Origin of the sequence: Halobacillus sp. B23F22_1 (assembly GCF_043497005.1) — a bacterium.
Lineage (GTDB): Bacteria > Bacillota > Bacilli > Bacillales > Halobacillaceae > Halobacillus_A.
This window is the reverse complement of the sequence record NZ_JBIEKE010000001.1, coordinates 431,906-456,909: the sequence shown is the minus strand read 5'-3', so window position 1 is coordinate 456,909 and position 25,004 is coordinate 431,906. Positions and strand designations below refer to the sequence as shown.

28 protein-coding genes are annotated in these 25,004 nt (G+C 41.1%); 13 read left to right on the top strand and 15 right to left on the bottom strand.

Annotation, left to right across the window (positions count from 1 at the left end; genetic code table 11):
* Window positions 1-179: 179 nt before the first annotated feature.
* From ACGTNH_RS02280 to ACGTNH_RS02245, 8 genes are all read left to right on the top strand, one after another.
* Window positions 180-1,916 (top strand): carbon starvation CstA family protein, encoded by a 1,737-nt coding sequence (locus tag ACGTNH_RS02280; protein WP_394584723.1) that lies wholly within the window; start codon window positions 180-182, stop codon window positions 1,914-1,916.
* An 88-nt stretch (window positions 1,917-2,004) separates the two neighbouring features.
* The gene (locus ACGTNH_RS02275; RefSeq protein ID WP_394584722.1) at window positions 2,005-2,388 is read left to right on the top strand and encodes a hypothetical protein; all 384 of its coding nucleotides are present in this window, start codon (window positions 2,005-2,007) and stop codon (window positions 2,386-2,388) included.
* A 27-nt stretch (window positions 2,389-2,415) separates the two neighbouring features.
* Complete coding sequence (locus ACGTNH_RS02270) at window positions 2,416-2,682, top strand: cory-CC-star protein (RefSeq protein WP_394584720.1); 267 nt, start codon at window positions 2,416-2,418, stop codon at window positions 2,680-2,682.
* A gap of 16 nt (window positions 2,683-2,698) precedes the next feature.
* Entirely contained in the window at window positions 2,699-3,652 is a 954-nt protein-coding gene (locus ACGTNH_RS02265) for an ArsA family ATPase (RefSeq protein WP_394584719.1), read from the top strand.
* Window positions 3,652-4,644, top strand: coding sequence for a zinc-binding dehydrogenase (locus ACGTNH_RS02260; protein WP_394584718.1), 993 nt, complete (start codon window positions 3,652-3,654; stop codon window positions 4,642-4,644). The genes ACGTNH_RS02265 and ACGTNH_RS02260 overlap by 1 nt, the downstream gene beginning before the upstream one ends.
* A 170-nt stretch (window positions 4,645-4,814) precedes the next feature.
* Window positions 4,815-5,435, top strand: coding sequence for a response regulator (locus ACGTNH_RS02255; RefSeq protein WP_394584717.1), 621 nt, complete (start codon window positions 4,815-4,817; stop codon window positions 5,433-5,435).
* A 269-nt stretch (window positions 5,436-5,704) separates the two neighbouring features.
* A complete protein-coding gene (locus ACGTNH_RS02250) occupies window positions 5,705-6,826 on the top strand; it encodes a S8 family peptidase (protein WP_394584716.1) in 1,122 nt (373 codons plus the stop codon).
* Window positions 6,827-6,946: 120 nt separating this feature from the next.
* Window positions 6,947-7,708 carry a class I SAM-dependent methyltransferase gene (locus ACGTNH_RS02245; RefSeq protein WP_394584715.1) on the top strand — a complete coding sequence of 254 codons (762 nt, stop codon included), beginning with the start codon at window positions 6,947-6,949 and terminating at the stop codon, window positions 7,706-7,708.
* A 31-nt stretch (window positions 7,709-7,739) separates the two neighbouring features.
* On the opposite strand, the gene ACGTNH_RS02240 is transcribed toward ACGTNH_RS02245, so the two are convergent.
* From ACGTNH_RS02240 to ACGTNH_RS02230, 3 genes are all read right to left on the bottom strand, one after another.
* On the bottom strand, window positions 7,740-7,883 hold the full coding sequence (locus tag ACGTNH_RS02240) for a hypothetical protein (protein WP_394584714.1): 144 nt from the start codon (window positions 7,881-7,883) through the stop codon (window positions 7,740-7,742).
* A 95-nt stretch (window positions 7,884-7,978) separates the two neighbouring features.
* Window positions 7,979-9,382, bottom strand: coding sequence for an amidase (locus ACGTNH_RS02235; protein ID WP_394584713.1), 1,404 nt, complete (start codon window positions 9,380-9,382; stop codon window positions 7,979-7,981).
* Between the two features lie 39 nt (window positions 9,383-9,421).
* Window positions 9,422-10,384 carry a Gfo/Idh/MocA family protein gene (locus ACGTNH_RS02230; protein WP_394584712.1) on the bottom strand — a complete coding sequence of 321 codons (963 nt, stop codon included), beginning with the start codon at window positions 10,382-10,384 and terminating at the stop codon, window positions 9,422-9,424.
* A 254-nt stretch (window positions 10,385-10,638) separates the two neighbouring features.
* Between ACGTNH_RS02230 and ACGTNH_RS02225 the strand changes: the two genes are divergently transcribed.
* Entirely contained in the window at window positions 10,639-11,259 is a 621-nt protein-coding gene (locus ACGTNH_RS02225; protein WP_394584711.1) for a hypothetical protein, read from the top strand.
* Between the two features lie 443 nt (window positions 11,260-11,702).
* Here the strand turns inward: ACGTNH_RS02225 and ACGTNH_RS02220 are convergent, their stop codons facing one another.
* The 12 genes from ACGTNH_RS02220 to ACGTNH_RS02165 form a co-directional block, all read right to left on the bottom strand.
* Window positions 11,703-12,434: a CAP domain-containing protein gene (locus ACGTNH_RS02220; protein WP_394584710.1), complete on the bottom strand. Its 732-nt coding sequence runs from the start codon at window positions 12,432-12,434 to the stop codon at window positions 11,703-11,705.
* Between the two features lie 327 nt (window positions 12,435-12,761).
* Window positions 12,762-13,901 carry a DEAD/DEAH box helicase gene (locus tag ACGTNH_RS02215; protein ID WP_394584709.1) on the bottom strand — a complete coding sequence of 380 codons (1,140 nt, stop codon included), beginning with the start codon at window positions 13,899-13,901 and terminating at the stop codon, window positions 12,762-12,764.
* A gap of 108 nt (window positions 13,902-14,009) precedes the next feature.
* Window positions 14,010-14,465 carry an SRPBCC family protein gene (locus ACGTNH_RS02210; RefSeq protein WP_394584708.1) on the bottom strand — a complete coding sequence of 152 codons (456 nt, stop codon included), beginning with the start codon at window positions 14,463-14,465 and terminating at the stop codon, window positions 14,010-14,012.
* Window positions 14,466-14,534: 69 nt separating this feature from the next.
* Window positions 14,535-14,924 (bottom strand): hypothetical protein, encoded by a 390-nt coding sequence (locus ACGTNH_RS02205; RefSeq protein WP_394584707.1) that lies wholly within the window; start codon window positions 14,922-14,924, stop codon window positions 14,535-14,537.
* 116 nt (window positions 14,925-15,040) lie between these two features.
* Window positions 15,041-16,330, bottom strand: coding sequence for a TRAP transporter large permease (locus ACGTNH_RS02200; RefSeq protein ID WP_394584706.1), 1,290 nt, complete (start codon window positions 16,328-16,330; stop codon window positions 15,041-15,043).
* The gene (locus ACGTNH_RS02195) at window positions 16,330-16,806 is read right to left on the bottom strand and encodes a TRAP transporter small permease (RefSeq protein WP_394584705.1); all 477 of its coding nucleotides are present in this window, start codon (window positions 16,804-16,806) and stop codon (window positions 16,330-16,332) included. The genes ACGTNH_RS02200 and ACGTNH_RS02195 overlap by 1 nt, the downstream gene beginning before the upstream one ends.
* Window positions 16,807-16,842: 36 nt before the next feature.
* The gene (locus ACGTNH_RS02190; protein WP_394584703.1) at window positions 16,843-17,874 is read right to left on the bottom strand and encodes a TRAP transporter substrate-binding protein; all 1,032 of its coding nucleotides are present in this window, start codon (window positions 17,872-17,874) and stop codon (window positions 16,843-16,845) included.
* Window positions 17,875-17,907: 33 nt separating this feature from the next.
* Entirely contained in the window at window positions 17,908-18,537 is a 630-nt protein-coding gene (locus tag ACGTNH_RS02185) for a bifunctional 4-hydroxy-2-oxoglutarate aldolase/2-dehydro-3-deoxy-phosphogluconate aldolase (protein ID WP_394584702.1), read from the bottom strand.
* A 13-nt stretch (window positions 18,538-18,550) separates the two neighbouring features.
* Window positions 18,551-19,105, bottom strand: coding sequence for a 6-phospho-3-hexuloisomerase (gene hxlB / locus ACGTNH_RS02180; protein WP_394584701.1), 555 nt, complete (start codon window positions 19,103-19,105; stop codon window positions 18,551-18,553).
* The gene (gene hxlA / locus ACGTNH_RS02175; RefSeq protein WP_394584700.1) at window positions 19,080-19,727 is read right to left on the bottom strand and encodes a 3-hexulose-6-phosphate synthase; all 648 of its coding nucleotides are present in this window, start codon (window positions 19,725-19,727) and stop codon (window positions 19,080-19,082) included. Before hxlA ends, hxlB begins: the two co-directional genes overlap by 26 nt.
* Before the next feature lie 4 nt (window positions 19,728-19,731).
* Window positions 19,732-20,688, bottom strand: a complete 957-nt coding sequence (locus tag ACGTNH_RS02170) for a sugar kinase (RefSeq protein ID WP_394584699.1) — start codon at window positions 20,686-20,688, stop codon at window positions 19,732-19,734.
* Entirely contained in the window at window positions 20,688-21,713 is a 1,026-nt protein-coding gene (locus ACGTNH_RS02165; protein ID WP_394584698.1) for a LacI family DNA-binding transcriptional regulator, read from the bottom strand. The genes ACGTNH_RS02170 and ACGTNH_RS02165 overlap by 1 nt, the downstream gene beginning before the upstream one ends.
* 163 nt (window positions 21,714-21,876) lie before the next feature.
* Here ACGTNH_RS02165 and ACGTNH_RS02160 point away from each other — a divergent pair, with 163 nt between their 5' ends.
* From ACGTNH_RS02160 to ACGTNH_RS02145, 4 genes are all read left to right on the top strand, one after another.
* Window positions 21,877-22,293, top strand: a complete 417-nt coding sequence (locus ACGTNH_RS02160) for a VOC family protein (protein WP_394584697.1) — start codon at window positions 21,877-21,879, stop codon at window positions 22,291-22,293.
* 96 nt (window positions 22,294-22,389) lie between these two features.
* Window positions 22,390-23,802 carry a Na+/H+ antiporter NhaC family protein gene (locus ACGTNH_RS02155; protein WP_394584696.1) on the top strand — a complete coding sequence of 471 codons (1,413 nt, stop codon included), beginning with the start codon at window positions 22,390-22,392 and terminating at the stop codon, window positions 23,800-23,802.
* 137 nt (window positions 23,803-23,939) lie between these two features.
* Entirely contained in the window at window positions 23,940-24,395 is a 456-nt protein-coding gene (locus tag ACGTNH_RS02150; protein WP_394584695.1) for a hypothetical protein, read from the top strand.
* Window positions 24,358-24,852, top strand: coding sequence for a hypothetical protein (locus tag ACGTNH_RS02145; protein WP_394584694.1), 495 nt, complete (start codon window positions 24,358-24,360; stop codon window positions 24,850-24,852). Before ACGTNH_RS02150 ends, ACGTNH_RS02145 begins: the two co-directional genes overlap by 38 nt.
* The last annotated feature ends 152 nt before the right edge of the window (window positions 24,853-25,004 follow it).

The following is a 25,004-nucleotide window of genomic DNA, read 5'->3' as shown; positions in this document are numbered from 1 at the left end:
TCACGCTAGATCTTTTTTCCTATTACATCCAGTACAACTATAATTTCACTTGAATGTATCTAATATTTTGATAAATCAGTTAAATATATTGAAAGACTTTCAAATAACATAGTATAATGAACTGTGTGTAAGCGTATACAAAAATAATTTACACATACAAAATTATAGGAGGGGTTAATATGAGTGCGATCTGGCTGGCTGTAGCTGGAGGTATCATATTCATACTAGGTTATAAGTACTACTCAAAATTTATCGCAGAGAAAATTTATCGATTAGATCCTAATTATACAACTCCTGCCCATCAATATAAGGATGGCGTAGATTTTGTTCCTACAAATAAATTTGTATTGTGGGGACACCACTTTACCTCGGTGGCCGGTGCGGCTCCGATTGTAGGACCTGCTATTGCAGTATACTGGGGCTGGCTTCCTGCACTCCTATGGGTCTTGCTCGGTACGGTTTTTGCAGCTGGTGTTCATGACTTTGGGACACTTGTTTTATCCGTCCGTAATAAAGGTCAATCCGTCGGTACTCTGGCAAATAAATTAATCGGCCAACGAGCTAAAATACTGTTCTTATTCATTATCTTACTTCTCGTCCTCATGGTAAACGCTGTTTTTGCCTGGGTTATTGCTAACTTGTTTATTTCATTTCCTGCTAGTGTTCTATCCGTGTTTATTCAGATTCCTCTTGCGATTTGGATTGGCTATAGTGTCTACAAACGTAAGAAGAGTATGCTTCTCCCTTCCATTGTAGCATTAGGTGTTATGTATCTAGCCGCTATTGTTGCAAGCTATGTACCCGCCCTGCAAATTGATTTAGTCCGTTATTTCGGTGGTGAAAACGCTTCAGGAATATTTGGTTTAAATGCCACAGCTTCAGCATTCTTTGTATGGATTATTGTGCTGATGGTTTATGTATATATTGCTTCTACCCTGCCCGTTTGGAAGCTGCTCCAGCCTCGTGATTATATTAACTCTCACCAATTAATTGTAGGTTTAGGACTGCTTTATTTAGGTTTATTATTTACAAACCCAGAAATTACTGCACCCGTAAGCAACAGCTCTGCAGATACTTCGTGGTTCCCGCTTCTTTTCATTACCATTGCGTGCGGCGCCATTTCCGGGTTCCATGGTCTCGTTGCTTCTGGTACGTCATCTAAGCAGTTAAATAAAGAAACGGATGCTCGATTTGTTGGTTATTTAGGTGCTGTTGGAGAAGGGGCATTAGCTTTAATCGCAATCATTGCCGTCATCACCTTCTTCCCTAGTACTGCCGAATTCTCTGCCACATACAGCGGATTCACAGCTGCAAACGGCGAAGGATTAGGCGTATTTATCCAGGGTGCAGGAGCACTAGCTGCCGGCTTAGGTATCCCTGCCTCAGTAGCATCAACAATTGTTTCTGTAATTGTTGTCAGCTTTGCAGCAACGACACTCGATTCATCTGTACGTCTCATGCGCTATATTATTGCTGAGCTTGGTACAGAATATAAAGTAACTCCATTAACAAAGACTCACGTTGCTACTACAGTCGCTGTTGTATCTAGTGCCGCTCTTACTCTTATCCCAGAAGGTCCAAATGGATTTGGTTCCGGCGGATACTTGCTGTGGCCGTTATTTGGTACTTCCAATCAATTGCTGGCTGGAATCAGTTTACTGTTAATCGCGATCTGGCTGAAACGTCAAGGCAGAAATTATTGGCCGGCCGTGATTCCAATGGCTTTCCTAATGTTTATGACCCTTTATGCCATGTTCCTTCAAGTTATGACGGAGTGGGCACCATGGGCCAACCAAAGTGACTGGCTGCTCTTCACGTTCGGGGCAATTATATTCGTATTTGCTTTGTGGATTATGTTCACAGCTGCTTCTGCTTTAATGGGCAGCAATAAAGATCGTATAGAAAAAAGTGCCTAAAAGTATTAAGAGAGTCGCGCATTAAATGTGCGGCTTTCTCTATTTACCTTGTTCTAATTCTTATGTGATAAGAAAGGAGCACGTTGTTATGGTAGAGGTTGTGATTATACGTCCTGAAAAAGAAATAGGCATGGGTTGTTGTGGAGGCGTATGCGGGGAGGGATTCATTGAAATGAAAGACGAATTTAATCATCATGATGAAGACCGTCAGCGAATGGGTGAGTTGTACAGAGCGCTAAGTAACCAATTTGGTAATCAGATTGAGATTACGTATGTAGACCCAAGAAATTTGTTTGCTATTGCCCTTTACTTTATAAAACAATTAAAATACCGGCACATTACTTTGATAGAGGCGGCTGAGAACTTAATTCGTCATATTAAGTACAATGCCGTTTTCGTGAATGGCAAATATTCTGAAGGTACTAAGGATTGTGATACACTTATTAAACAAATGTTAATTCTCGCTCCATAACGAACCTTTTTTAAAGAGGTGAATGAAATGTCTGAACGTAAATTTTCATTAAAACGACTATTTCAATTCTATGATGAAGTTCTAAGCCTCCCCCATAAGAATGAAGTAGCTCGAGAATTAAGAGATGAAGATGATCTTTTTCTTCTGCTCATCTACTCTGACATGCTTGGCATTCCTAATCCAGCCTTTTATTACACGTTAGAGCTTTATCCTTTTATTATTGAAAGGTTCCATGACTGGCACTTACGTATGGGTATGGAGAAATCACCATTGGATGGAATCAGGTGCTGCTAAGGAAGGAGTGACAAGTATGACTGACTTATCATCAAATAAAATTCTATTTGTCGGCGGTAAGGGCGGTGTAGGCAAATCAACTTCTTCTGCCGCTTTAGCTGTTGCCTATGCAAGAGCTGGGCACAAAACATTAGTCGTCTCCACTGACCCCGCCCATAATTTAGGAGATATTTTTCATAAAAAAATAAAACACGAAAAAACCGTGTTGGAAGAAAACTTATGGGGGATTGAAGTTGATCCTTCAAGAGAATCTAAGCGTTATATTCAAGGCGTAAAGGATAACTTGCAGGGATTGGTAAAATCTCGTATGGTCGAAGAAGTTCACAGGCAGATAGATATGGCCAGCGCTTCCCCGGGAGCGGATGAAGCTGCATTATTTGACCGGCTGATTTCCATTATTTTAGAAGAGGCCGATCAATTTGATAAAATCGTATTTGACACCGCCCCTACAGGCCACACCATTCGACTGCTGACGCTCCCGGAACTAATGAGTGTCTGGATCGACGGAATGCTTGAAAGAAGGCAGAAAATCACAGACAATTATACTCAGCTGCTGAATGATGGAGAACCTGTCGATGACCCCATTTATGATGTGTTACGAAAAAGGAAAGAAAAGTTCGCCGCTGTTCGCGATATCATTTTAGATCCTCAACAGACGGGATTCATTTTTGTACTTATCCCTGAACGTCTCCCGATTTTAGAGACACAGCAAGCGATTAAACAACTCGATCAGCACCACCTGAACATTAAAACGTTAATTGTCAATAAGGTGCTCCCTGAACATGCGGATGGCGTTTTCTTAGAAAAACGCAGAAAACAAGAAAGAAATTATTTAGATGAAATTGATCGAGTCTTTAAAAAGCAGCGGCTTATTAACGTACCTCTTTTTGAAGAGGATGTTTCCGACATGGACAAGCTGTCCATTTTTGCAGACCATTTAAGCAATTTAATGAAGGAGGAGACGCAATAATGAAAGCCATCAACCACTCAAATTATGAAGGCCTAAACGGATTATCCTATGAAGAAATGGACCTCCCCCCTGTGGAACCAAATACCGTGAGGGTGAAATTGAAAACAGCCGGAATGAACCGTAGAGATGTAGCCGTTACAAGCCGGCACAAAACGGATCAGCCACCGCTTATTTTAGGATCTGATGGAGCTGGTATTGTTGATGAGGTCGGAGCTGAAGTCGAACATGTTCAAAAAGGCGAAGAGGTCATTATAAACCCTGGTCTAGGGTGGAAACAAAACAGTGATGCTCCCCCTGCAAGCTTTGAAATTGTGGGCATGCCAGATCATGGCACATTCGCAGAGTACATTACGATTCCAGCTGATAACGTAGAACCGAAACCATCTCATCTAAACTGGGAAGAAGCAGGTGTACTATCTCTTGCTGCCCTTACTGCTTATCGAGTGTTGTTCACTCGTGCAAAAATTAAACAAGGTGATACCGTCATGCTGCCCGGCATCGGAAGCGGCGTACTTACATTTGCCTTAAAGTTTGCCAAAGCTGCAGGAGCACGTGTAATCGTCACCTCTCGAAGTGAGGAAAAACTAGAAAAAGCAAAAGAGCTAGGAGCAGACGAGGCGATTTTAACCCAATCGGACTGGAATGAAAAGTTAAAAGACGAGCAAGTCGATGTACTGGTTGAAAGTATTGGACGTGCTACTTTTGATAAATCATTACAAATCATTCGTAAAGGTGGGACAATTGTTACCTTTGGAGCGACTACAGAAGATGAGGTCGCAATTGATATTAGGAAGTTTTTCTACGGTCAATACAATCTCCTGGGCTCAACTATGGGAAGTGGCGAAGAATTTAAAGCGTTACTTCAGTTTATTGAACAGCATGACATTAAGCCTGAAGTCGACCGCATGTTTGAGCTTTCTGAATACAAGGAAGCTTTTGCATACCTCCGCGACTCCAAGAATTTTGGAAAAATCGGTTTCACTATCAGTTAAACTGAACCCTATGACGAGTCACGTCATAGGGTTTTTCATCACCTCTCGCACTTACTCATAAATCTTCTAAATTTCTCTTCATAAACCATTGCCAACCCAGGCTTTAAATTATAATATTAGTAGTATTGACATTGTGAATCGGTAAAGGAGAGCTAAAGGAGGGTTCTGCAGTGAGGTTATTAATTGTCGATGACGATGAAGCGATGAGAGAAATGATGAAGGATTTATGTGAAAGAGATGGTTTAACTGCGGACACTGCCGTGGATGGAAGAGATGGTTTATACTTATTTAACAAAAATCACTATGATATCTTAATCGTTGATTATCATATGCCTATTATGGATGGGTTGGAGCTGGTCAAACAAGTACGCTATGAAAATCAACAAATTCCCATTCTTGTCTTAACAGAAGATGATCGTTATGAAACGGCAGATGAGTTCCTCCAGGAAGGAGCGACAGACTTTGCTTTAAAGCCTATTAAAGCTCTTGATATCATCTCTCGCATTCACCTCCACATTCAAATTGTAAACATGAGAAACCGATTAAAAATTGAAGAAGATGTGTACACGGCTAAAGGTATAAGTAAAGGTACACTTGATTCCATTGCCGCTTACTTGAAGCAGCATCACACACCTAAATCAGTGGATGAGATCTCTTCAAGTGTTGGTTTGGCCTACCCGACTGTGTACCGTTATCTTATGCATTTGCTAGAGGATGGAAAAGTGAAACAAGTCGTCCGTCACCAAAAGATCGGGCGCCCTAAGAAGTTATATGAATGGTATACTCATTAAAAAATCGCCCGCTGTCAGGGTGATTTTTTAATAGGAAAGTTTTTTAGACATTTTATAAACAATTATGAGTCATTACGAACATTTTCTCTTATCATGATTTACTACTTGAACAAGTAGTGTCGAAATCCCCCTCTTAACACCTCTAAAACCCCCTCCCCTTTCCCAATAACATTTCATATGAAACCATGTTATCATAAAATTGTAACAATTTAGACATTACATAATTTTTTGCCCGGGCTCTTATGTAATCAACAAAAGGAGGACATTGAATGAAAAAGCAATGGAAGTGGATAGGATACATCCTATTATTAGCGCTTGCTTTATCCACAGCTCTCGGAAGCGCCGTAAGTGCCGATTCTAAAGAATCTCCGGTTGACGATTACTTAATTGGTTTTAAAAATGATGTTCAATCAAATTCCGTTAATCAATTAGGCGGCGAAGTTGAACATCAGTATAAACATATGAATGTAGTGAAAGCAAAACTTCCTGAACAGGCGGTTGACGCACTTTCAAACAATCCTAATGTAGACTTTGTAGAAAAAGACCAGGAAGCAAAAGCTTTGGCACAAACGACTCCAGAAGGCATTGAACAAATTAATGCTGATGATGTTCAAGACAGTGGGAATACTGGTTCCGGTGTAAAAGTAGCCGTATTGGATTCTGGAATTGAAGCTGCCCATGAAGATTTAAATGTTGCAGGCGGCGAAAGCTTTATTAGTGAAGAACCAGACCCATTTAACGATCAAAATGGTCATGGTACCCATGTTGCCGGTACAGTAGCTGGTGTTGATAATGACCTTGGCGTTCTTGGTGTAGCCCCTGAAACTGATCTTTATGCTGTTAAAGTACTTAATGGAGAAGGAAGCGGTTCTTACAGCGCTATCGCTGAAGGAATCGAATGGGCTATTGACAATGATATGGATGTTATTAATATGAGTCTTGGAGGACCAATCGGATCTTCAGCGCTTGAAGAAGCGGTCGATAACGCAGATGATAGTGGTGTCCTTGTTGTGGCTGCAGCAGGTAACGAAGGATCATTTGGTCCCTTCAACACGATTGGATACCCTGCAAAATATGATTCAGCTATGGCTGTCGGGGCTGTAGATAGTGACAATAATGTCGCTTCTTTCTCCAGCCGTGGAGAGGAATTAGAAGTTATGGCTCCAGGAGTAGATGTATTAAGTTCTATTCCTGAAAACTCTTATGATGAGTTTAACGGTACATCCATGGCCAGCCCTCATGTAGCTGGTGTGGCAGCTCTCGTTCTTGCTGACGATTCAAGCTTAAGTAATGATGAGGTTCGCACAGTATTAAACGAAACCGCTACTCCGCTTGGCGATTCCTTTGACTATGGTAATGGACTCGTCAATGCGGAGGCAGCTGTTCAATAAATTACCCCCCTTTTTATCCCTGAAAATTTTTTCCAGTAACCTTTAATGGTTACTGGTCTTTTTTTTAAGTGGCAGTGTTATGATAAATAGAATACAAGTTGGAGAAAGAGAGGGACAAAAATGCTGAACTTTTATAAGCGCATGTCTTCTGAGATTTATGACATTGACAAACCTATTGGTCATTCATTTGGGGATGTGGAGTTTTACAAAGAATGTTTGGATGGGGTCTCAGGACCTATTCTAGAACCTGCTGTAGGGACAGGAAGAATACTAATTCCATTACTTGAAGCAGGATTAGATGTGGAAGGATTCGATCTATCAGATGAAATGCTGGCCATATGTCGTAAAAATTGTGAAGAACATAACTTTTCGCCTCGCTTACACCAGGGGAGAATGGAGAGTTTTCCTACGGAGCGAAAATATGATGCGATCATAATCCCCACAGGCACCTTCTTACTCCTGCACAAGCGCAATGAATCCATTCAATCCCTGGAAGAATGTCACTCACACTTAAACAAAGAAGGTAAGCTCATTCTTGATGTCTTTGTTCCAAAAGAATTCTCTATAGGAAGAATTTCTACAAAAACATGGCATTTAGATAATGGAGATATCATTACTTTGGAAGACAAGCTGGTTGAGGTTGATTTCATTAATCAATACACGATTTCTCACAACCGCTATGAACGCTGGAGAGAAGGAAAGCTCGTTGAAACTGAATTGGAACAGTTCCCACTTCGATGGTATGGGGTAGAAGAGTTTCGCCTCCTCCTAAACAGCCTTGGCTTCGAAGACATCACTATATCTAGTGATTACTCCCGTTACAAGTCGCCTGCTCCATCCACTGAGATCATTACTTTTGAAGCTACAGCCGTGCATACATAAAAAGAGGGTGAACTTAAGTTCACCCTCTTTTTTATCTGCGTCGAAAAAATTCAAAAAACTCTATAAATGCTTGAAACATTGCCATGGACTGAAATGTGATAAGGCTCAACGCTGTTAACGAGAAAAACCCAATAAATAGAAATCGAGCAGCATGGATTCCATGTAACCAAGCCATATTAATTCCTCCTTATGGATACACCCTCTTCTAGCGGATATACCTATTCTACTCTTCTTTTGGTAAATTTCAAGCATTTTATTTGTCGAGCGACGTTAGTCAATTTCTTGATACCTATGGAACCAAGGCCGTGCACGTTCAAGCTGGCCAGCTAACTGAAACAGCGTGGCTTCATCTCCAAAACGTCCCATAAAATGAGAACCAATTGGCAAGTGATGGTCTCCCCAATATAAGGGAACACTCATCGCCGGCTGCCCGGTTACATTAGCTATTGGAGTTAAATGAGCATAATTTGCTGATACTTGTAATATCTCATCGACTGTTTTTTCATTTCCATCGTACTTCCCAAGTGGTAAAGGAGGCTTTAAATTAACGGGATGAAGTAATACATCATATTTTCTAAAGAAGTGATGAACTTTTACACTCTCATCAAATAGAAACTGCCGGGCTTCTTCATATTCAAAAACCGTATATTGACTACTCTTGTCGATAAGAGTATGCAACAATTTCTCCAAAGAATGCGAGTCAGCTTTTCTACCGTTTAAGCGGGCTGCATTCTTTACTGCTACCGCGCCGCCTACTACCCATACGGTCACATAAGCCTCCATAAATCGGTGTATATCAAATTCTGGATAAGCAATTTCTACTTCATGCCCCAGCTCTTCACATAATTTCGCTGTTGATTCAACCGCTTTTTGAACTTCCGGTTCGATGTTCATCACATCCCCAAAATCAGCCATATATGCGATTCGCAAAGGTTTGGGGTCCGTTTCTACGAATCTTTCAAACGGGGCATCTTGGTTTGGCGTGGAGAACGAATCACCAACTTGCGGTCCTTCCAAAACGTTTAATAAAGCAGCACTATCCCTGACGGAGCGAGTTAGTGAATGGTGAACAGCGACACTATTAATACGCATAGATAAAGGAGTTCTGCCGCGCGTCGGCTTCATGCCAAACACACCGCAGCATGAAGCTGGAATTCGGATAGAACCTCCCCCATCACTTGCGTGTGCAAAAGGGATCATCCCAGAAGCTACGGCCGCTGCTGCACCTCCGCTGGATCCGCCTGGTGAAAAGTCAGCGTTCCAAGGATTTTTGGCAAACCCTAAAAAACCTGACTCCGTCGCTGGTGTAAACCCAAACTCCGGGGTGTTCGTTTTCCCAATAATCGTCAATCCTGCACGTTTATAGCGTTTTACTACTTCATCGTCCCACGAAGCTGTATACCCTTCCATAACTTTGGATCCATAAGTGAGAGGCGTCCCTTTCACTGCGTTTAAATCTTTGATTAAAAAAGGAAAGCCTCCGAACCGCCCCGCACCTGGTTTAAATTCTTTTGGGAGATCTTCATAAATAGTATGAACCACTGCATTTAGACGATGATTACGTTCCGTTATCTTTTGTTGATAATAGTTCGTCAGCTCACTAAGTTTAACCTCTTTCTTTTGAAGAAGTGCGAGCTGAGCTAATCCATCAAGTTTCCGAAGTTCATTGAGCATTACATCTTCACTTCCTTTAAAAAGATCATGCTACGTAACTTATTTCTTTATTTTTTCTTGGATGGCTTCCATAGCTCCTAGATATCTTATTGTTTCTTTGTGGTACGTTTCTAAAGACTCTTGGTCCGCGACAGCTTTCATGAAGTTCTCTACCTGGAGGCTGTATTGATCTCCTTGTTCAACAAACTCTTTAACGCCTTGCTCATTTTCTACGGTTATTTTTCCTACATGATTCTTTTTATCAGGTCGGTAGGCATCTTGAACCTTAATGACTCCTTCTGCCCCAATTACTTCATACGTGTTTCTTCCCGCAGCATCAAAACTACAGTCTACCTGAACAACCACCCCATTTTCTAATAACAATGAAGCAGAGGAAGTGGTATCCACGTGATAATCTTCATCTAACTTAGCCGTCGCTGTTACACGCCTCACCTCTTGATCGATAAGGTGAAGGGCAGAATGGATTCCATAACACCCAACGTCCCAGAGCGCTCCTCCCCCTTTATCAGCATCAAGCCGAATGTTGTAATTTGACCGGTCAAATGAAAAAGAAAAACTTGCCCGAACTAAACTAACATCTCCAATCACGCCTGAATCTATCAGTTCTTTTACTTTTTGGTGCTGCGGGTGAAACTGATACATAAATGCTTCAAGAAAATATACACCGTTTCGATTGCATGCTTCGATCATTTCCTTAACATCAGATTGACGGAGAGCTGCAGGCTTTTCACAAAGAACATGCTTTCCCGCTTCCGCCGCTTTAATCGACCATTCTTTATGTAAGTGGTTAGGTAAAGGGATGTAAACAGCCTCTATGTTAGGATCCGCTAAAAGAGATTCATAGCTTTCATACGTATAAGGAATCTTAAACTGGTCTGCAAACTCTCTTGCTTTACCACTCTGGCTTGCAATAGCAAAAACCTCAGCCCCTTCTGTTCGTTGGATCGCTGGAATTAGAGTTTTCTTTGCTATACTGGCAGCACTCAATATGCCCCATTTCATCAATATCTTCCTCCCTGCTAGCATTTCATAAAATTATAACATTCCTTTTTAAAATTTGTTATTAATCACCTTATTTCAACACGGACAATGGAACAAGTTGTATAGTTTTATTTAACATCGTTCTATCTTTAGTCAGAACTTTTAACCTTCGAGCCTATAAAACTCATTGTTTTTATTTCAACCTACCCAAAATGCTCGGTTTATTTCGTGTCCAACCGGGAAAGTTATAAGCAAAGCGTTAGGAGATGATAATAGTGAATGGCACGTCACTTCGTTCCTCCCCTGTCTTTATTGCAATCGTGTGCATAGGTCCAATGACCTTCTTTTACACAAGCGGTTTTTTCATCGAAAATTTAATCCGCAGTTTGATCGCTTTTTTAATTGTTCCGCTTGCTATTCTCTTCGCGAATACCCGGCACTTTTGGTTTTTGCATTCCCTCCGATGGATGGTTTATTTTAGTCATAAGCTTCTTTTAAGTATAATTATTTTTACAGTTGGAGTTCTTCTGAGCTATGAGCTCTTAAACCTAATGCCTACTTCTATTGGTTTTATCATTCATGCGTTCATCTTGACTATTAGCTCTATGATTTACTGGGCGCCTTTACTCGTAAACTGTCCTTTTCGCAAACCTAGAGAGTATGCGGATAAAGTTGCTTATTTTACAGTCACTTGTTCCCTGTTTTTTATCTACCACCAAGGGACTTTTCTTTACTACGACAGCTCCCCTACTCTTGGCTTCATGATTGCCGGGTTAACGGTAATGCTCATCACCTTGCTCTACTTATTTATTGCGTGGTATCAATCGGAAGAGCAGATCGATCGTCCGACGGTAGAAGGACATATCCGTTCCATTCCAACTGAAAAAAACTCATAAAAAAGGACAGAAGTCTATGGAGGCCGCTGAAAAAGTTCCTTCTAACCTAAAGAGCTTCACGAATCGCTTTTCGGTGGATGCTTGCCGCGGTCACGGCCTCAGCTGACTTGGTCAAGAAGATCACTTGACCAAGTGGATCTTCGGCTCGCGCTGTTCCCGTGACGCACCGGACGTGCAAGTGTCGATGTTGGCCACAGGACGTGGCCGGTTTTAATCGACCAGGCGTCACCCCGAACGCTCAGCGTGGCACCAACAGAGATCCATTTAAAACCCATTCGTATGTTCAAATTTCTGCAGGAATAGAAGGCGCAGATCTCTTAATAGTTAGCAGAAAAGCGTCCTGTGTGGAAATTAAATTCCACACAGGACGCTTTTCTAAATCTATCTTTTATCGACCTTAAGTTTTTCAGTGGCCTCCGTCTAAGTCTGTCTTTTTTATGAGTTTAGCCTCTTGGAGTCATGAACATTTGAGTCCAATACGTGCCGTATCGATCGCCGCTCTCTTCTACATAACCGACTCCAATATGAGTGAAGTCTTCTTTCATTATGTTTTCGCGGTGACCAGGGCTGTTCATCCATCCTTCAACGACTTGCTCAGGACTGCGTTGTCCCGCAGCAATATTCTCACCTGCTGACCAATAGGTAAAGTCATACTGATCCATCATTTCAAAAGGAGAGCCGTAGGTAGGGGATGTATGATCAAAGTAATCATTATCCGCCATATCTTGGGATTTAAGACGAGCTAAATCACTTAATCGACCGTACATTTCCAGCGGGTCCAGATCCTCTTTGGCACGTTCTTCATTGACTAACTCCACCACTTCTTTTTCAAATTGAGAAGGGTCTTCATCCTCTAAAGAACTTTCCGAGGTGTCTTCTTGCTCATCTTGAATATTTTCTTCCTCTTTCAGCTGTTCATTCAGCTCTCTTTGTTTCGGCTGCCCATCTTCATTTGCTGGGAGCTCTTGAGGATTAAATAAACTTTTCAAGTTAGACTCGAATTCTTCCACCGTCACATCTTTTTCGGCTAACCAATCCTTTATTTGCATCGACCATTTATCGAACGTCGCTGTGCCCTCATTTTCTTTCTTCCACATTTGCTCAGCTAATGCGGGAGTGGCAACAGATACCATAAACAACACACCAATAAAGACAAGTACATATTTTTTAAGCATACAAGTCCACTCCTTCATGCTTGGTACCATTCAGTATTTCATTTCCACTGATTGACGTCTAGAGGATTTCCATTCATTTTATGATAAAAACTTATGGTACTGCCACCAATTATTTCTACTATTCCCTTTCGACCCTGTATCTAAAACAATTACAGGCTTGAGAACTAAATAAAAACATAAAATCATCCGAACGATTCTGTTGAAATCAGTTCGGATGATTCATGTTTAAAAGAATTTACAGAGTGAATACTTCACGACAGTCTCAGCTAAGACCTCTTTCCTGAGGAGACTTCGTATTTTGACTATTCTAATGATAAAGAGATTCGTTTAGCGGTACCGCAGTTTGCCTTTGATGACTTCACCTTTCTTTAAATGAAAATCATGGTCACGTGCAATTTTCTTTAATCTTTTTTCTTCCACAGGATTAACAAGAGATATCACGACTCCTGAAGAGGAACCAACTCTTGCTGTTCTGCCTGCCCGGTGAACATACGCTGAAAAGTCTTTAGGAACATCAAAGTTAACAATGCAGGTAATATCCGGGATATCAATTCCCCTTGCCGCTACATCCGTCGCAAGGAGCAGATTATACTCCCCGTTACGATATCCTCTTAAAGCTTTCGCACGCTGTTCTTTTTTAGCATCACTATGAAGAACTTCAAGCTCAATTCCTTTAAATCGAAGCTTTTCTGCATATACGTTTAAATTGCCAATATCGCGCATAAACGCTAGTCCTTTAAAATGATCCGTGTGTGCTAATTTTCTTAATACTTCCACCTTTTCACGATCTTCACAAGGTATATACAAATGCTCGACTTCCGGTTTCTGTGCTTCTTCCTTAACCCGTACAATTTCCGGCGACTTCATAAATTCGGAAGCTGTCTTCTCTACCTCTTCAGGCAAAGTTGCGGAATACAACAAGATCTGGCGTTCTTTCAAGGTGCTTTTAATAATATTTTGCACCATTTTTATGTGCTCTGGTACGAGAAGCTGGTCCGCCTCATCTAAAACGATCGTTTTAATTTCATGAGCCTTTAATTTTTTCTTTTGCATCAGCTCGTACACCCGTCCCGGGGTCCCAATAACAAGCTGAGGTTTCTTCTTTAATTTTTCGATTTGACGTTTTACATTTGCTCCGCCAATTAGCGTCGCACTTTGAACTCCACTGTCTTTCGACCAAGTTTGTACTTCTTGATGAATCTGCATGACAAGTTCATGAGAAGAGGCGAGGATAAGTACCTGGGTGTGTTTTTTCTTAGTATCAATGCTTTGTAGCATGGGCAGCAGATAAGCAAGGGTCTTCCCGCTTCCCGTAGGTGCTTCTGCAATGACATCTCTGCCCTTCAGCACGTAAGGAATACTTTCATTTTGAATCGTGGTCGGCTGGGAGAATTGCGATTGCTTCCAAGCTGTTTTAGCAAATGGCAGCATTTCTTGCAGCCATGCAGGTGTATTGTTGTTAGTCATTATTTTTAATCTCCTTCTCGTAAGGTGACGATTAATAAAAAAGAGGTCCCCTTTCAAAGCGAGACCTGTTTCCGCACATTACCGTTCTTTTATTATAACATTTCTCTTTCAGTAGTTGCCACTGTCACTCTCTTGCTCTATAAACTCTTTTAAGAGATGTAAATGATTTTCATCTTCTTTTTTAATAATTTTCTTAATCAGTGGCTGAGCCAGCTTGTTGCGAATCCCTTTCGTAAACAATTCTCCTACAAATTCAACCTTCGTCCCCTCTGTCGTTTCTACGAAGGTGTAGTGGTATCGGAGATCGAGTCCGTTCTGTTCACTGCTTGCAGTATAGGATTTATTTTGCTCGAAATCGGTAATTTCTATCGTAGAGGCTGCCTTTCTCCCTCGAATTTCCCGCACTTCTCTAAATTGATAGCCTTTACGTACAGGGCCATCTGTTAAAGGTTTAACTTCGACAACCGCATCCATGATTTTAGGACTTTTTGTAAAGTCTGTTGCGATTTGAAAAACTTCTTCTAACGGTTTCTTAATAATTACTGATCTTTCAAGGAAAGACATAACATTTCCTCCAATCATCGAATTTACTCTCTAACTAATTCGTCACGATTAAACAAACTCCTCTTCTTTTCAAGGCGCAAACCCATAAAAAGAAAGGATAAAGATGAGTAATGAAACGTAGCCGCACCCCGCAATCGTAATCACGATTGCTCCTTTAATAACGAAAAGGTTTTTTAAATCCGGCTTCCACTTATAAAGTTTATAAAACAAGAAGAGGATCGTTGGGATTATAAAAGCATAACCAAAAATGAGCACCCACTCAAAGAGAGCTGAAAAACCGCCTTCCATAGGACGATCATATAGCTGGTAACTGGCAGATATATAAAACAATCCTGTCATAAATACCATCGATAGCGAGATAAAGTAAAAGTAAGCTGAGTACTTCAGCTTTGGCCTCTCCCTATTAAACAAACTAAACAATCCTATGAGCATTAAAGCTAGTAGTAGAATTTTTAACAACTCGTTCACTCCTGTTACTAAATATGGAAAACATCTCCTATCAGGCTATCATAATGACTACAGGAGTAAAGAGACGTAAAGCAGCCAAGGGACGATACGTCCCTTGGCTGCTTTATCTAAAACATACCTGGACTCAGCATCTCAGGAATATAGAATGCTACTCCAGGAATAAATGAAATAACGGCTAATACGACTAAAACAATAGCTATATAAGGCATTACAGCGCCAAATGATCGTTCGATTGGCAGCTTGCCAATTTTCGCAGCTAGAAGCAGACATAATCCATAAGGAGGCGTCACTAACCCAATTGCTAATGTCATGATCGTAATAATGCCTAATAGAAGAGGGTCCACTCCGAAGCTCTCAGCTACGGGTAAGATGACAGGCACAAATAAAATCATTGCTGGAATTGCATCCATAAAGGCGCCCACAAAAAGGAAGAAAGCAATGATAATCAGTAGAAAAATCCACTTACTATCTACCGAACTAGCAAAAAACTGCTCTGTCCACGAAGCAAGTTGATAGTAACTCATCAACTCACCAAGGGCATTTGCTGCTGCAAGTGCGAATAAAGACAAGGAGCTTAACGTAAGCGTATCTACTAAAATCTTAGAAAAATGCTTAATTTTTAATGTCTTATAATAAAACATTCCAATTATTATTGTGTATATTGAGGCAAAAGCTGCTGCTTCTGTAGCAGTGAATATCCCCGATACAACACCGCCGATTAGAATAATCGGCGTAAATAAAGCCGGTATGACATCAAGAAATTGTTTTATAAAATTACGGAAAGAAGCTCGTTGATATACTGGATAATTTCGTTTCTTAGCCAATATATAAATCAATACCATCATTCCCCCGCCAATCAACACTCCTGGAATAATTCCTACAAGAAACAATGCTCCTACTGAAACATTTGTTAATCCTGCAAAAATAATCATGGGAATACTCGGCGGAATAATGACCCCTATAGTGGATGAAGCTGCCGTTACTCCGACAGCAGTGGCATTATCATACCCTTGTTTCTTCATATTAGGGATTAGAATTTTTCCTACACCAGCCGTGTCTGCCTGTGCCGCTCCTGATATACCGGCAAATAACATGGATACTAGAATGTTGGCATGAGCCAATCCCCCTCTTATATGTCCTACAACCGAAAGAGCAAAATCTATTAATTTTTGAGAAATCTGTCCGCTGTTCATTAGGTTAGCTGCCAATATAAACAGCGGTACAGATAATAGAACAAAGGAGTCTAAACCGTTTAACATTTTCACAGGCATTAAAGCTTCGGGGGTGTATGGAATATTCATAAATCCCAGCAAAGCTACGATTCCTATAACAAAGGCGATAGGGATCCCTAATATCATTAATAAAATAAACAGCCCCACCAATACCAGACCAATCATCAGGCAGACTCCTCTCTATTAAATGTTTTCACGTTGTTAAGCATATGAGCAATTGTATAAATGACCATCGTTCCTGCCATGGTTGGTATAGAAAGCCATACATATCCCATCTTCATTTCAGGGAGTGATTCCCACCTAAAGTTCCAAAAACTATTTACCACCATTATGCCTAAAATAAATAGCGTTACAGTAAATAGCAATAAGATGCTGTCATTAAACAAATATAGTGACTTCTTCTTTTTTCCTTTCAGCTTATTAAGGAGCAAATCAAACTGAAAATGATCTCTCTTATTAAGCATTACGGCCGCTCCCATAAAAACCGACCAAATAAATGAGTAGGTCGCTACTTCTTCGGTCCAAATCGCAGAGACCCCCATGAATCTAGTCAGTACTTGTATCACAATGGTGACAAAAAATACGATGAGGAACAGTATTCCTACAGCTAGTTGAGTACGTTCCAGTAGTTTAATAAACACCCTGCTCTCCTCCTTAAAAGCGTCCATTTGTTACAATCATGGTGAATCTTTTAAATCCTTTATTTCTGTTAGAAGTTTAACAGCACCAGGTCCAATATCCTCTGCCAATTTTTCTTGATAAGGTTCTGCTAATTCGATGAACGGTTCACGGTCGATTTCATTTACTTCAGCCCCTTCATCAATGGCTAACTCTTTGTACTCTTCTTCTTGTTCCATGTCTACTCTGCGTTCTTCTTCTACAGCTGCTTCTGCTGCTTGTAATACAATCTCCTGCTGTTCTTCGGTGTATTCATCAAACTTATTTCCGTTCATGAGCAAGAAACGTGTGGTGTAATCATGTGCAGTTTCAGTAATATATTTTCCGTTTTTTGTCTTATGGTGGTTTTGCTGAACAAAGTAAGGATATGAGTTTTCAGATGAATCCACGATCCCTTGCTGCAGACCTTGATACAGTTCACCCCAAGAAACATTCGTTGGAACGGCTCCTGCGGCTTCCCAGTATTCAGCAATGGCTCCGGAAGTTTGGGTACGGTACTTCATTCCTTTTAAATCATCTATCGACTCTAAAGGTTTTCCACCATAGTAATGACGAACACCTGCGCTCCAATATCCCATCATTTTAAAATCACCGTCTGATTTTTCTTGAATGGACTGTGCTACTTCTTCCCCTACTTCACCGTCAACCACTTGTTCCCAATGCTCATAATCCTCGAAAATGTAAGGCATTGCGAATAAGTCTATTTCTCTAATTCCTGTTTGAGACATAAATCCTGGAGAAACGAGCACAAGATCCGCTCCTCCGAGCTTAAGCTTCTCTACTAATTCTGATTCACTAGTACCTAGAGTACCTGCATGAACCTCTACTTCTATATCCCCGTTTGATTCTTTTTCGGCCACACGCTTAAACTCTTTCATGCCGAATTGGTACGGATTCTCAGGAGAAGTCTGATTATGAGCAGCAATAATCTTAATCTTTCCATCGTCATCATCCGGACCTCCTGCAGCATGACTGCAGCCACTAAGAACGAGCAAAGCCAAGATAATGACCAGCCAAACCGTTTTTTTCATGTAAACTCCCTCCTCCACTTGTTGAACACGCTTTCATAAAAAGGAAAACTTAATGGTTTTTTGAATATAACGTTCAGCTTCTATCGTTAACCTTTGATAATCTTCATCCGATGTTAATTGATCTGCTGCTACAAGCTGACTCCCTATACCGACAGCCTGCACTCCGGCATTAAAGTACTCCTCTAGGTTATCTAAGTGAATACCTCCTGTAGCCATAATCGGGATTTGCGGCAGCGGACCACGTATATTCTTAATATAGTCTGGTCCCATTGAGCCCGCAGGAAAAACTTTAACCATCTTCGCTCCTGCTTCAAATGCTGTTAACACTTCAGTAGGTGTCAGAGCTCCGCAGACAAAAGGTATGCCGTAGCGGTTAGCCATTTGGATGGCGCTCTTATTTAAAGTTGGGGAGACGAGAAACTGTGCACCAGCCCCAATAACAGATTTTGCTGTTTCTGGATCTAACACAGTTCCTGCGCCTACCAAAATATCAAGACTGCTATTTCTCACTTTTCTTATTAATGCTTCAACACCTGGTGTTTCAGCTGTTATTTCAATGATCTTTATGCCACCCTCGTAAAGAGATTCGGCAATAGGGAGTATATTATCTTCGTTTGCCTTTCGTATTACAGGAATGATTCTGGCTTGCTCTAATTGATGCATAGCTATATTCCTCCTATTCAAGATTTGCGTGACGGTTCGTCATTTCATCATTGTTTGTCTTCTTTGATTGATTAACAGCATAAATAATCACAGCATCCAAAAGTAAATGAAGAGATTGGTCGAATTGATTACCAAGAGGCTGAATCGTCTCAGGCTCTTCAGGGAGCCTCTTCTTCGTAGCAGCTTGAACTACGAGCACATGGTCACTAACTTCTCCCAGCCGTGATTCAGCATTCGTAGTGACAGCTGTGATTACCGCACCTTGACCCTTAGCTTTTTCTGCAAATTGACAAATTGATCCTGTGGAACCCGAACCTGAGATCGCTAGTAATAAATCTCCTTCATGAATACTCGGAGTGATCGTTTCACCTGTAACATACACTTCATATCCTGCATGCATCAACCTCATGGCAAAAGCTTTACCCATTAATCCAGAGCGTCCTTCTCCTGTAACAAAAATTCTTTCCGCGTTTTCAATCGATTGAGCTGCTTTTACCGCTTGGTCCTCGTCTACATTAGCAAGCACTTGACTCACTTCATAACTAACTGTGTGTATTGTTTGTTTCATACGAAAGGATAACCTCCTTCATTTGTTTAGCTGCTTGTCTACGGTATTTCTCTTTAGTAATAGCACTGCCTACAATTACGGTGTCCGGTTGGTGTGAAATAATGGCAGGTAATGACTGAAGGTTAATCCCACCCGCAACCGCAACTTCTAATTGAGGGGAGTCCTTTATAAGTTCAAATAAAGTATGGTCCAGTGCCCCGTTTTGCTGCATGTCTTTGCCAAAGTGAAGACTTACCAGGTCAATTCCTAAGGAACTGAGCTGTTCTACTCTTTTCGGATCCTTTACGTTTAGCAGATCGACCATAACGCGACCGTTATATTCCTTTGCTTTATGAATCATATCTACGATGGTTTGATCTGCAGAAAAAGCCATCACGGTCGTAATATCTGCCCCTGCTTCAAATGCCTGTACAGCTTCGTGCGATCCTGCATCACACGTTTTCATATCGGCTACGATTGTGGCGTTCGGATATTGGTTTCTAACCTTGCGTACGATCTCCATTCCATACTCTTTAATCACACCCGTTCCGACTTCAATCCAATCTACGTACCCGTTTGTTTCACTTAAAATCGTCAAACATTCTTCTTCCGACAACCGGTCAAGCGCAATTTGAAGATTCATATTCTCACCTCTCGATTAATTCCTTTTCTCCAAGCTTTATTAATACACTCTCAAGTTCGGGTAAGCCTTCATTATCTCCTGTAACACTGACGACCATTGACCCGATAACATTAGCCATTTGCAGGATTCGCTCAAGCGGCCACTGCTGCAGCAATCCATAAACAAAACCTGCGTCAAATCCGTCTCCTGCTCCTACTGTATCGACTACTTTACTTGGAGGGATCGCATCCGCTTGTATGGTTTCTCCTTGATGATATGCCACAGCTCCATTTTCCCCTTTTTTTATAGCAATGGTTGAAATGCCGTAGGATTTACAGATTTCTATCACTTTTTTAGTATCATGAGTATCAAATAAGAGCTCAGCTTCTTCATCACCGGTGAGCAGTACATCGACATAATCTAACAGCTCGGTTAGGCTGGACTTTGCTTGTTGTTTACTCCAGAGCTTCAAACGGATATTAGGGTCCAGAGAAACTATAGCCCCTGCATTTTTCGCCAAAGCAGCAGCTTTCTTTAACAGCGGGATATTCTTACTAGGATCTATCGCTGCAAATACGCCGCTAATATGAAGCAGTTTACAGTCAGTAAATGTTTGTTCGGTAAAAGAAGCTTCCGTTAATGCTTTTGTAGGGGAATTCTCTCGATAATAAAAGGTCTTTCCGCTTCCGTCCTCGTTGATTTCTTTAAAATTTAATGAAGTAGGATAGCCGTCCAACAAATTCACATTCGTTACGTCGATACCTTCTCCACGTGCAAAATTACGAACAAATTTACCAAATTCATCGTTTCCTAGTCTGCTGATCCACTCCGTCTTCAACCCAAGACGAGCACACCCAATTGCAAAATTGAATTCTGCTCCGCCTGCTTTGCGCTCAAATGATGTCGCAAAACGCATTGGCCCATGATGGGAAGGATTGAATGTTACCATTGCATCCCCGATCGTTATTACATCTCTATCCATTATTGATCTCCCCCTTTAACTGCTACAGAAGCACGTGGAATTAATTGAGGTTCAAACCGGTCATCAGGGCGGTCATCTTCTGGCTGTTTTTTATGAATTTTATCAAGCAAGACCTCAGCTGCTTTTTTCCCCATTTGAAAGGTCGGCTGCGCTACCGTTGTTAATGGCGGATTGTAAAAATCAGCGTAGGGGACGTCATCAATCCCAATTATAGAAAGGTCTTCAGGAATCGAAAGCTTAGTTTCTTTAACAAATGTTAAAACCTCTCTTAACACTCGATCATTTCCCGCTAATATCGCCTCTGGAGGATTGTCCTTTTGCCACATTTCTAAAAGAGTATCCTTCACTTCATGAGGCTCCACGCTCTTCACATATTCTTCAATAACATCCAATTCGAGAGAATGGTGGGCTTTTCTGAATCCTTCTATCCTTTCAACTCGCGGCGAGACATTATCCGCTATTGAAGCAGTGATCATAGCAATTCTTCGCCAGCCTTTCTCATAAAAGTGATTGACTGCCAGCACAGCAGCTTTCTCGTTTTTCAGCATTACTGAGGAAACAGGTATGTCTGTTACTGGCCGGTCTAAGAATACAACCGGGTATTTTTCGGCAAGCATTCTTTTATATAAATCTCGATTATTTCCTGTTGGAAAAATGATTAGCCCGTCAACTTGCTTAGCTCTTAACATTTCAATGTACTTTTTTTCTTTTGCAGGATCATCATCAGCGTTACAAATAATCGTGTGAAAGTCCGAAGAGTGGCACACATCTTCGATGGCTCTGCTCACTTCCGTAGAAAAAGTGTGCAGAATATTTGCCACAATGACACCGATCGTTTTTGTCGATTTCTGTTTTAGGCTTCTTGCTACAATATTAGGCTGATAGCCAAGTTCTTTGATAGCTTCTTCAATTCTAAGTTTCGTCTTCTCCCCCATATAGTCATAGCGTTTATTTAAATACTGAGAAACGGTACTTTTGGAAACGTTTGCTTGCTTAGCTACATCTGCCATTGTCACAGTTTTCATAATTACTACCCCAAATCATTACAAACTTTATACTAAATCGGTTTAGTAAATCGATTTAGTTTAGTATAAATATAATGAAAGCGTTTTACAACCTTTTTCGAACAAAAAATAATAGAAATCTTTTATAATGAAAAATAATTCACTTTAAAAAGGAGCTGTTTTTATGAAAAAAACTCTCGATCACATAGGTGTGGCTGTGCGTCAAATTGATGAAGCCGTTGACTTTTATATTCATGTTTTAGGAGCCACTATGATCGACCGTTACCGCAGCGAAGCCCCAGGTGTGGAAAGTGAAATTGCAATCTTAGACGTTGAAGGTGACCGCACCGAACTATTATGTCCGACCAATAATACAACTTCCCCTATCGCCCGCTTTATTAAGCAAAAAGGCAAGGGAGTACATCATATTGCCTACCGGGTAGACGATTTAGATGCTGCTATTAGTGAAGTGAAAGAACAAGGCATTCGAGTCATGGAGGATACGCGTCGGACGAATAAACACGGCAGACGATTAATATATTTAAACCCCGCGGATACAGAGGGTACCATAATTGAATACTGCGACTACCCAAACGGCTAGAAGGTATCCTTCTAGCTTTTTTACTATTCAAATGCATACTATTCCCCCTCTTCACTCAAGCTAATGAAGTAGAAGAGCTATGGAAGAGGTGGCAACATGGACTTTATATCAATCATTCCTTTTATTGTTGTAATTATTGCCGCAATTTGGACAAAACAGGTGATCCCCAGTTTATTATTTGGAGTAATTGTCGCTGGATACCTTGTTGATCCCCACTGGCTTAATGGAATGATCAAAACGCTGCAGTTCATAATGGAAGGATTATCGGATGAAAGCAACTTAAAAATTATTATTTTCTTATACGCTTTTTCTGCATTAATTGGCCTTGTGCGAATGTCAGGAGGTATTAAAGGTTTTGTCAAAGCTGCCACAGAACGAATTGAAAATAAACGTGGAGCTTTTATTTTGACATGGGTTTCTTCCGTAGGTACTTTTGCTGCTCCAAGCTTTCGAATTGTTACAATCGGCCCCGTCATGAAGGCTATGCGCAAGAAAATTCCGATGGCTAAACAAGAGCTCGCTTTCGTTATTGAAACCACTGCTACTCCACTAGTTGTGTTAATTCCTGTTGCTACAGCATTTGTCGGGTACATGACCTCAGTGGTTGATTTATCCTTACACCAAGCTGATGCGACAGGAGATGCTTATACCCTTTTCCTTCAAAGTATTCCCTTTAACTTTTTTGCCTTTGCTATGCTGATTCTTGGATTTTATTTGAGTTTTTTCCATAAGAGTAAAAAGTCAGCGAATGATAAAGAAAAAACACCCGAAGAAAAACAAGAGGAAGAAGACGATCAATGGGAGGACTGCCACCCTGCCGTAATGCGCGATCTGCCTGCTAAACCATGGAACTTAATCATTCCTCTCTTTAGTGTCATTGCCCTGACCTTCATCTTTATGTATGCAGTAGGGGTAGAAAATGGCAAGTCTGGTTTTGGGGCTTTAATTAATGATGGTGTATTAGACGCCATGGTTTTAGCGGTTGTCGTCACCATCGTTTGGTTTGTCGTCTATTTAAAGTTCAAAAAAGAACATTTAAAACGCATGATGGATGGTTTAATAGACGGTGGAAACGACATGATGAACGTTATTCTTTTACTTGCAATGGTGTGGGGGTTAAGTAAAGGAACTGAAGCCCTTGAGTTTGCGGATACCATCTCTAAGTGGTTCGATTGGATCCCCGGAAACTTTGTAGCTGTCGTGATTTTTGTCGTTGGATGTGGGTTATCTTATTTCATTGGCTCAGCCTGGGGCACGTGGGGGATTCTTATGCCGGTTGCCCTATCCATTGCTGTTACAGCCGGAGGCTCACTTCCTATTACGATCGGTGCCGTATTCGCAAGCGGCACATTCGGTGCTTTTTCCTCTCCTTTAAGCGATGACACGAATACATCTGCAGGCATTTTAAATTTAAATACGATAGAGTATGCAAAATTTAAGTTAAAGCCTGCATTAATTGCTGCGGGTGTTGCTGCCGCAGGATATCTCTTATTATCTTTCTTTGTTTAGGATTTTGTACACCCTCTTAATTCGTCTGTACCCCTCGTATAATCTAATAAGCTTTCACATCCAGGAGTTTTGACCGATATAAACCTTAGAGCTTACTTGCAGACGAAAACCTCATGTAAATGATTGGAGGGTGAACGATGAAGTTATTATTAGAAAATTGTAAGAAGCCGCTAGTCATGGTGGCAGCGGTTCTTCTAATTGGAGCAATGCTTGCAATATCCCCAACACCTATTGAAATTGAGGCGACAAGCTGGAAGCATGAGCTGGCCCAAGAGAATGCAGAAGACGCCAAATATCCAGGAGAAATTGTAGACGGTGTGTATAAGACCTTAAGAAAAAAGGCACGAGGCCCTCTTTCTATCTCTGAAGCACTCATGACGATCAATACGATGAGTAAGGTCGATGTGATGGACAGTTACTTAGATCATTACGGAAAAAAGGTCTCACCTGCAGAAAGCCGCCGTATCATCTACCAAATCTACGGTATTGATTTGGAGGCTGTGTCTGATCTGGGAGCAGGCAATGCTAACGGTTACCCGGAGGAAATTGTGAAAGGTGTCAAAAAAAGTGCTTCATTCACCCAAAGTGAATGAAGAGTATCTCATGAACCTTTCAAAAATAGAAGTAATGGATTTATATATGCAATCATTTGGACAAAAGATTTCTGGGCCAGACATAAGGTCTCTAATCAATGGAATCTTCGGGATTAATTTAGATGGCATTGCTGGTTTGGAAAGTTCAGGCGTATCACTCTTTTCTAAAGAACAATGGATCTCTCAATATGAACGTGATCTTTTCGTTGTTCATACTGGAGTAACTGACGTAGATGTCTGGGTGTATCCCACTGCCTACTTTACGGAGCAAACCAGCTTAACAGAACTGCCTGGGGAGCTTCAAGAAAAACTTAAGATTCTCGGGTTTACTTATAATGAAGGGGTAAAAGCCTTTTATTACAGTCACCCAAACGGAGAGTCTGTATCAGACGACTTTAAAGGACAGACGCTTGGGACCATCATTGCTTTCGTTCATACTTATTATGAAGAGATTTAATAAAGCATACTACTACGCGAAAAAAGCAAAGCTAAATCAGCTTTGCTCAACTTGTGGAGAAACCCCTGTTTTTCCGCAAGCTTTTTTGCCGCCAGGAGCGAAGACCCCTTCCCTTTCCGCGGACGAGCGCCCGAGCTTCCTCGCGAAACCCA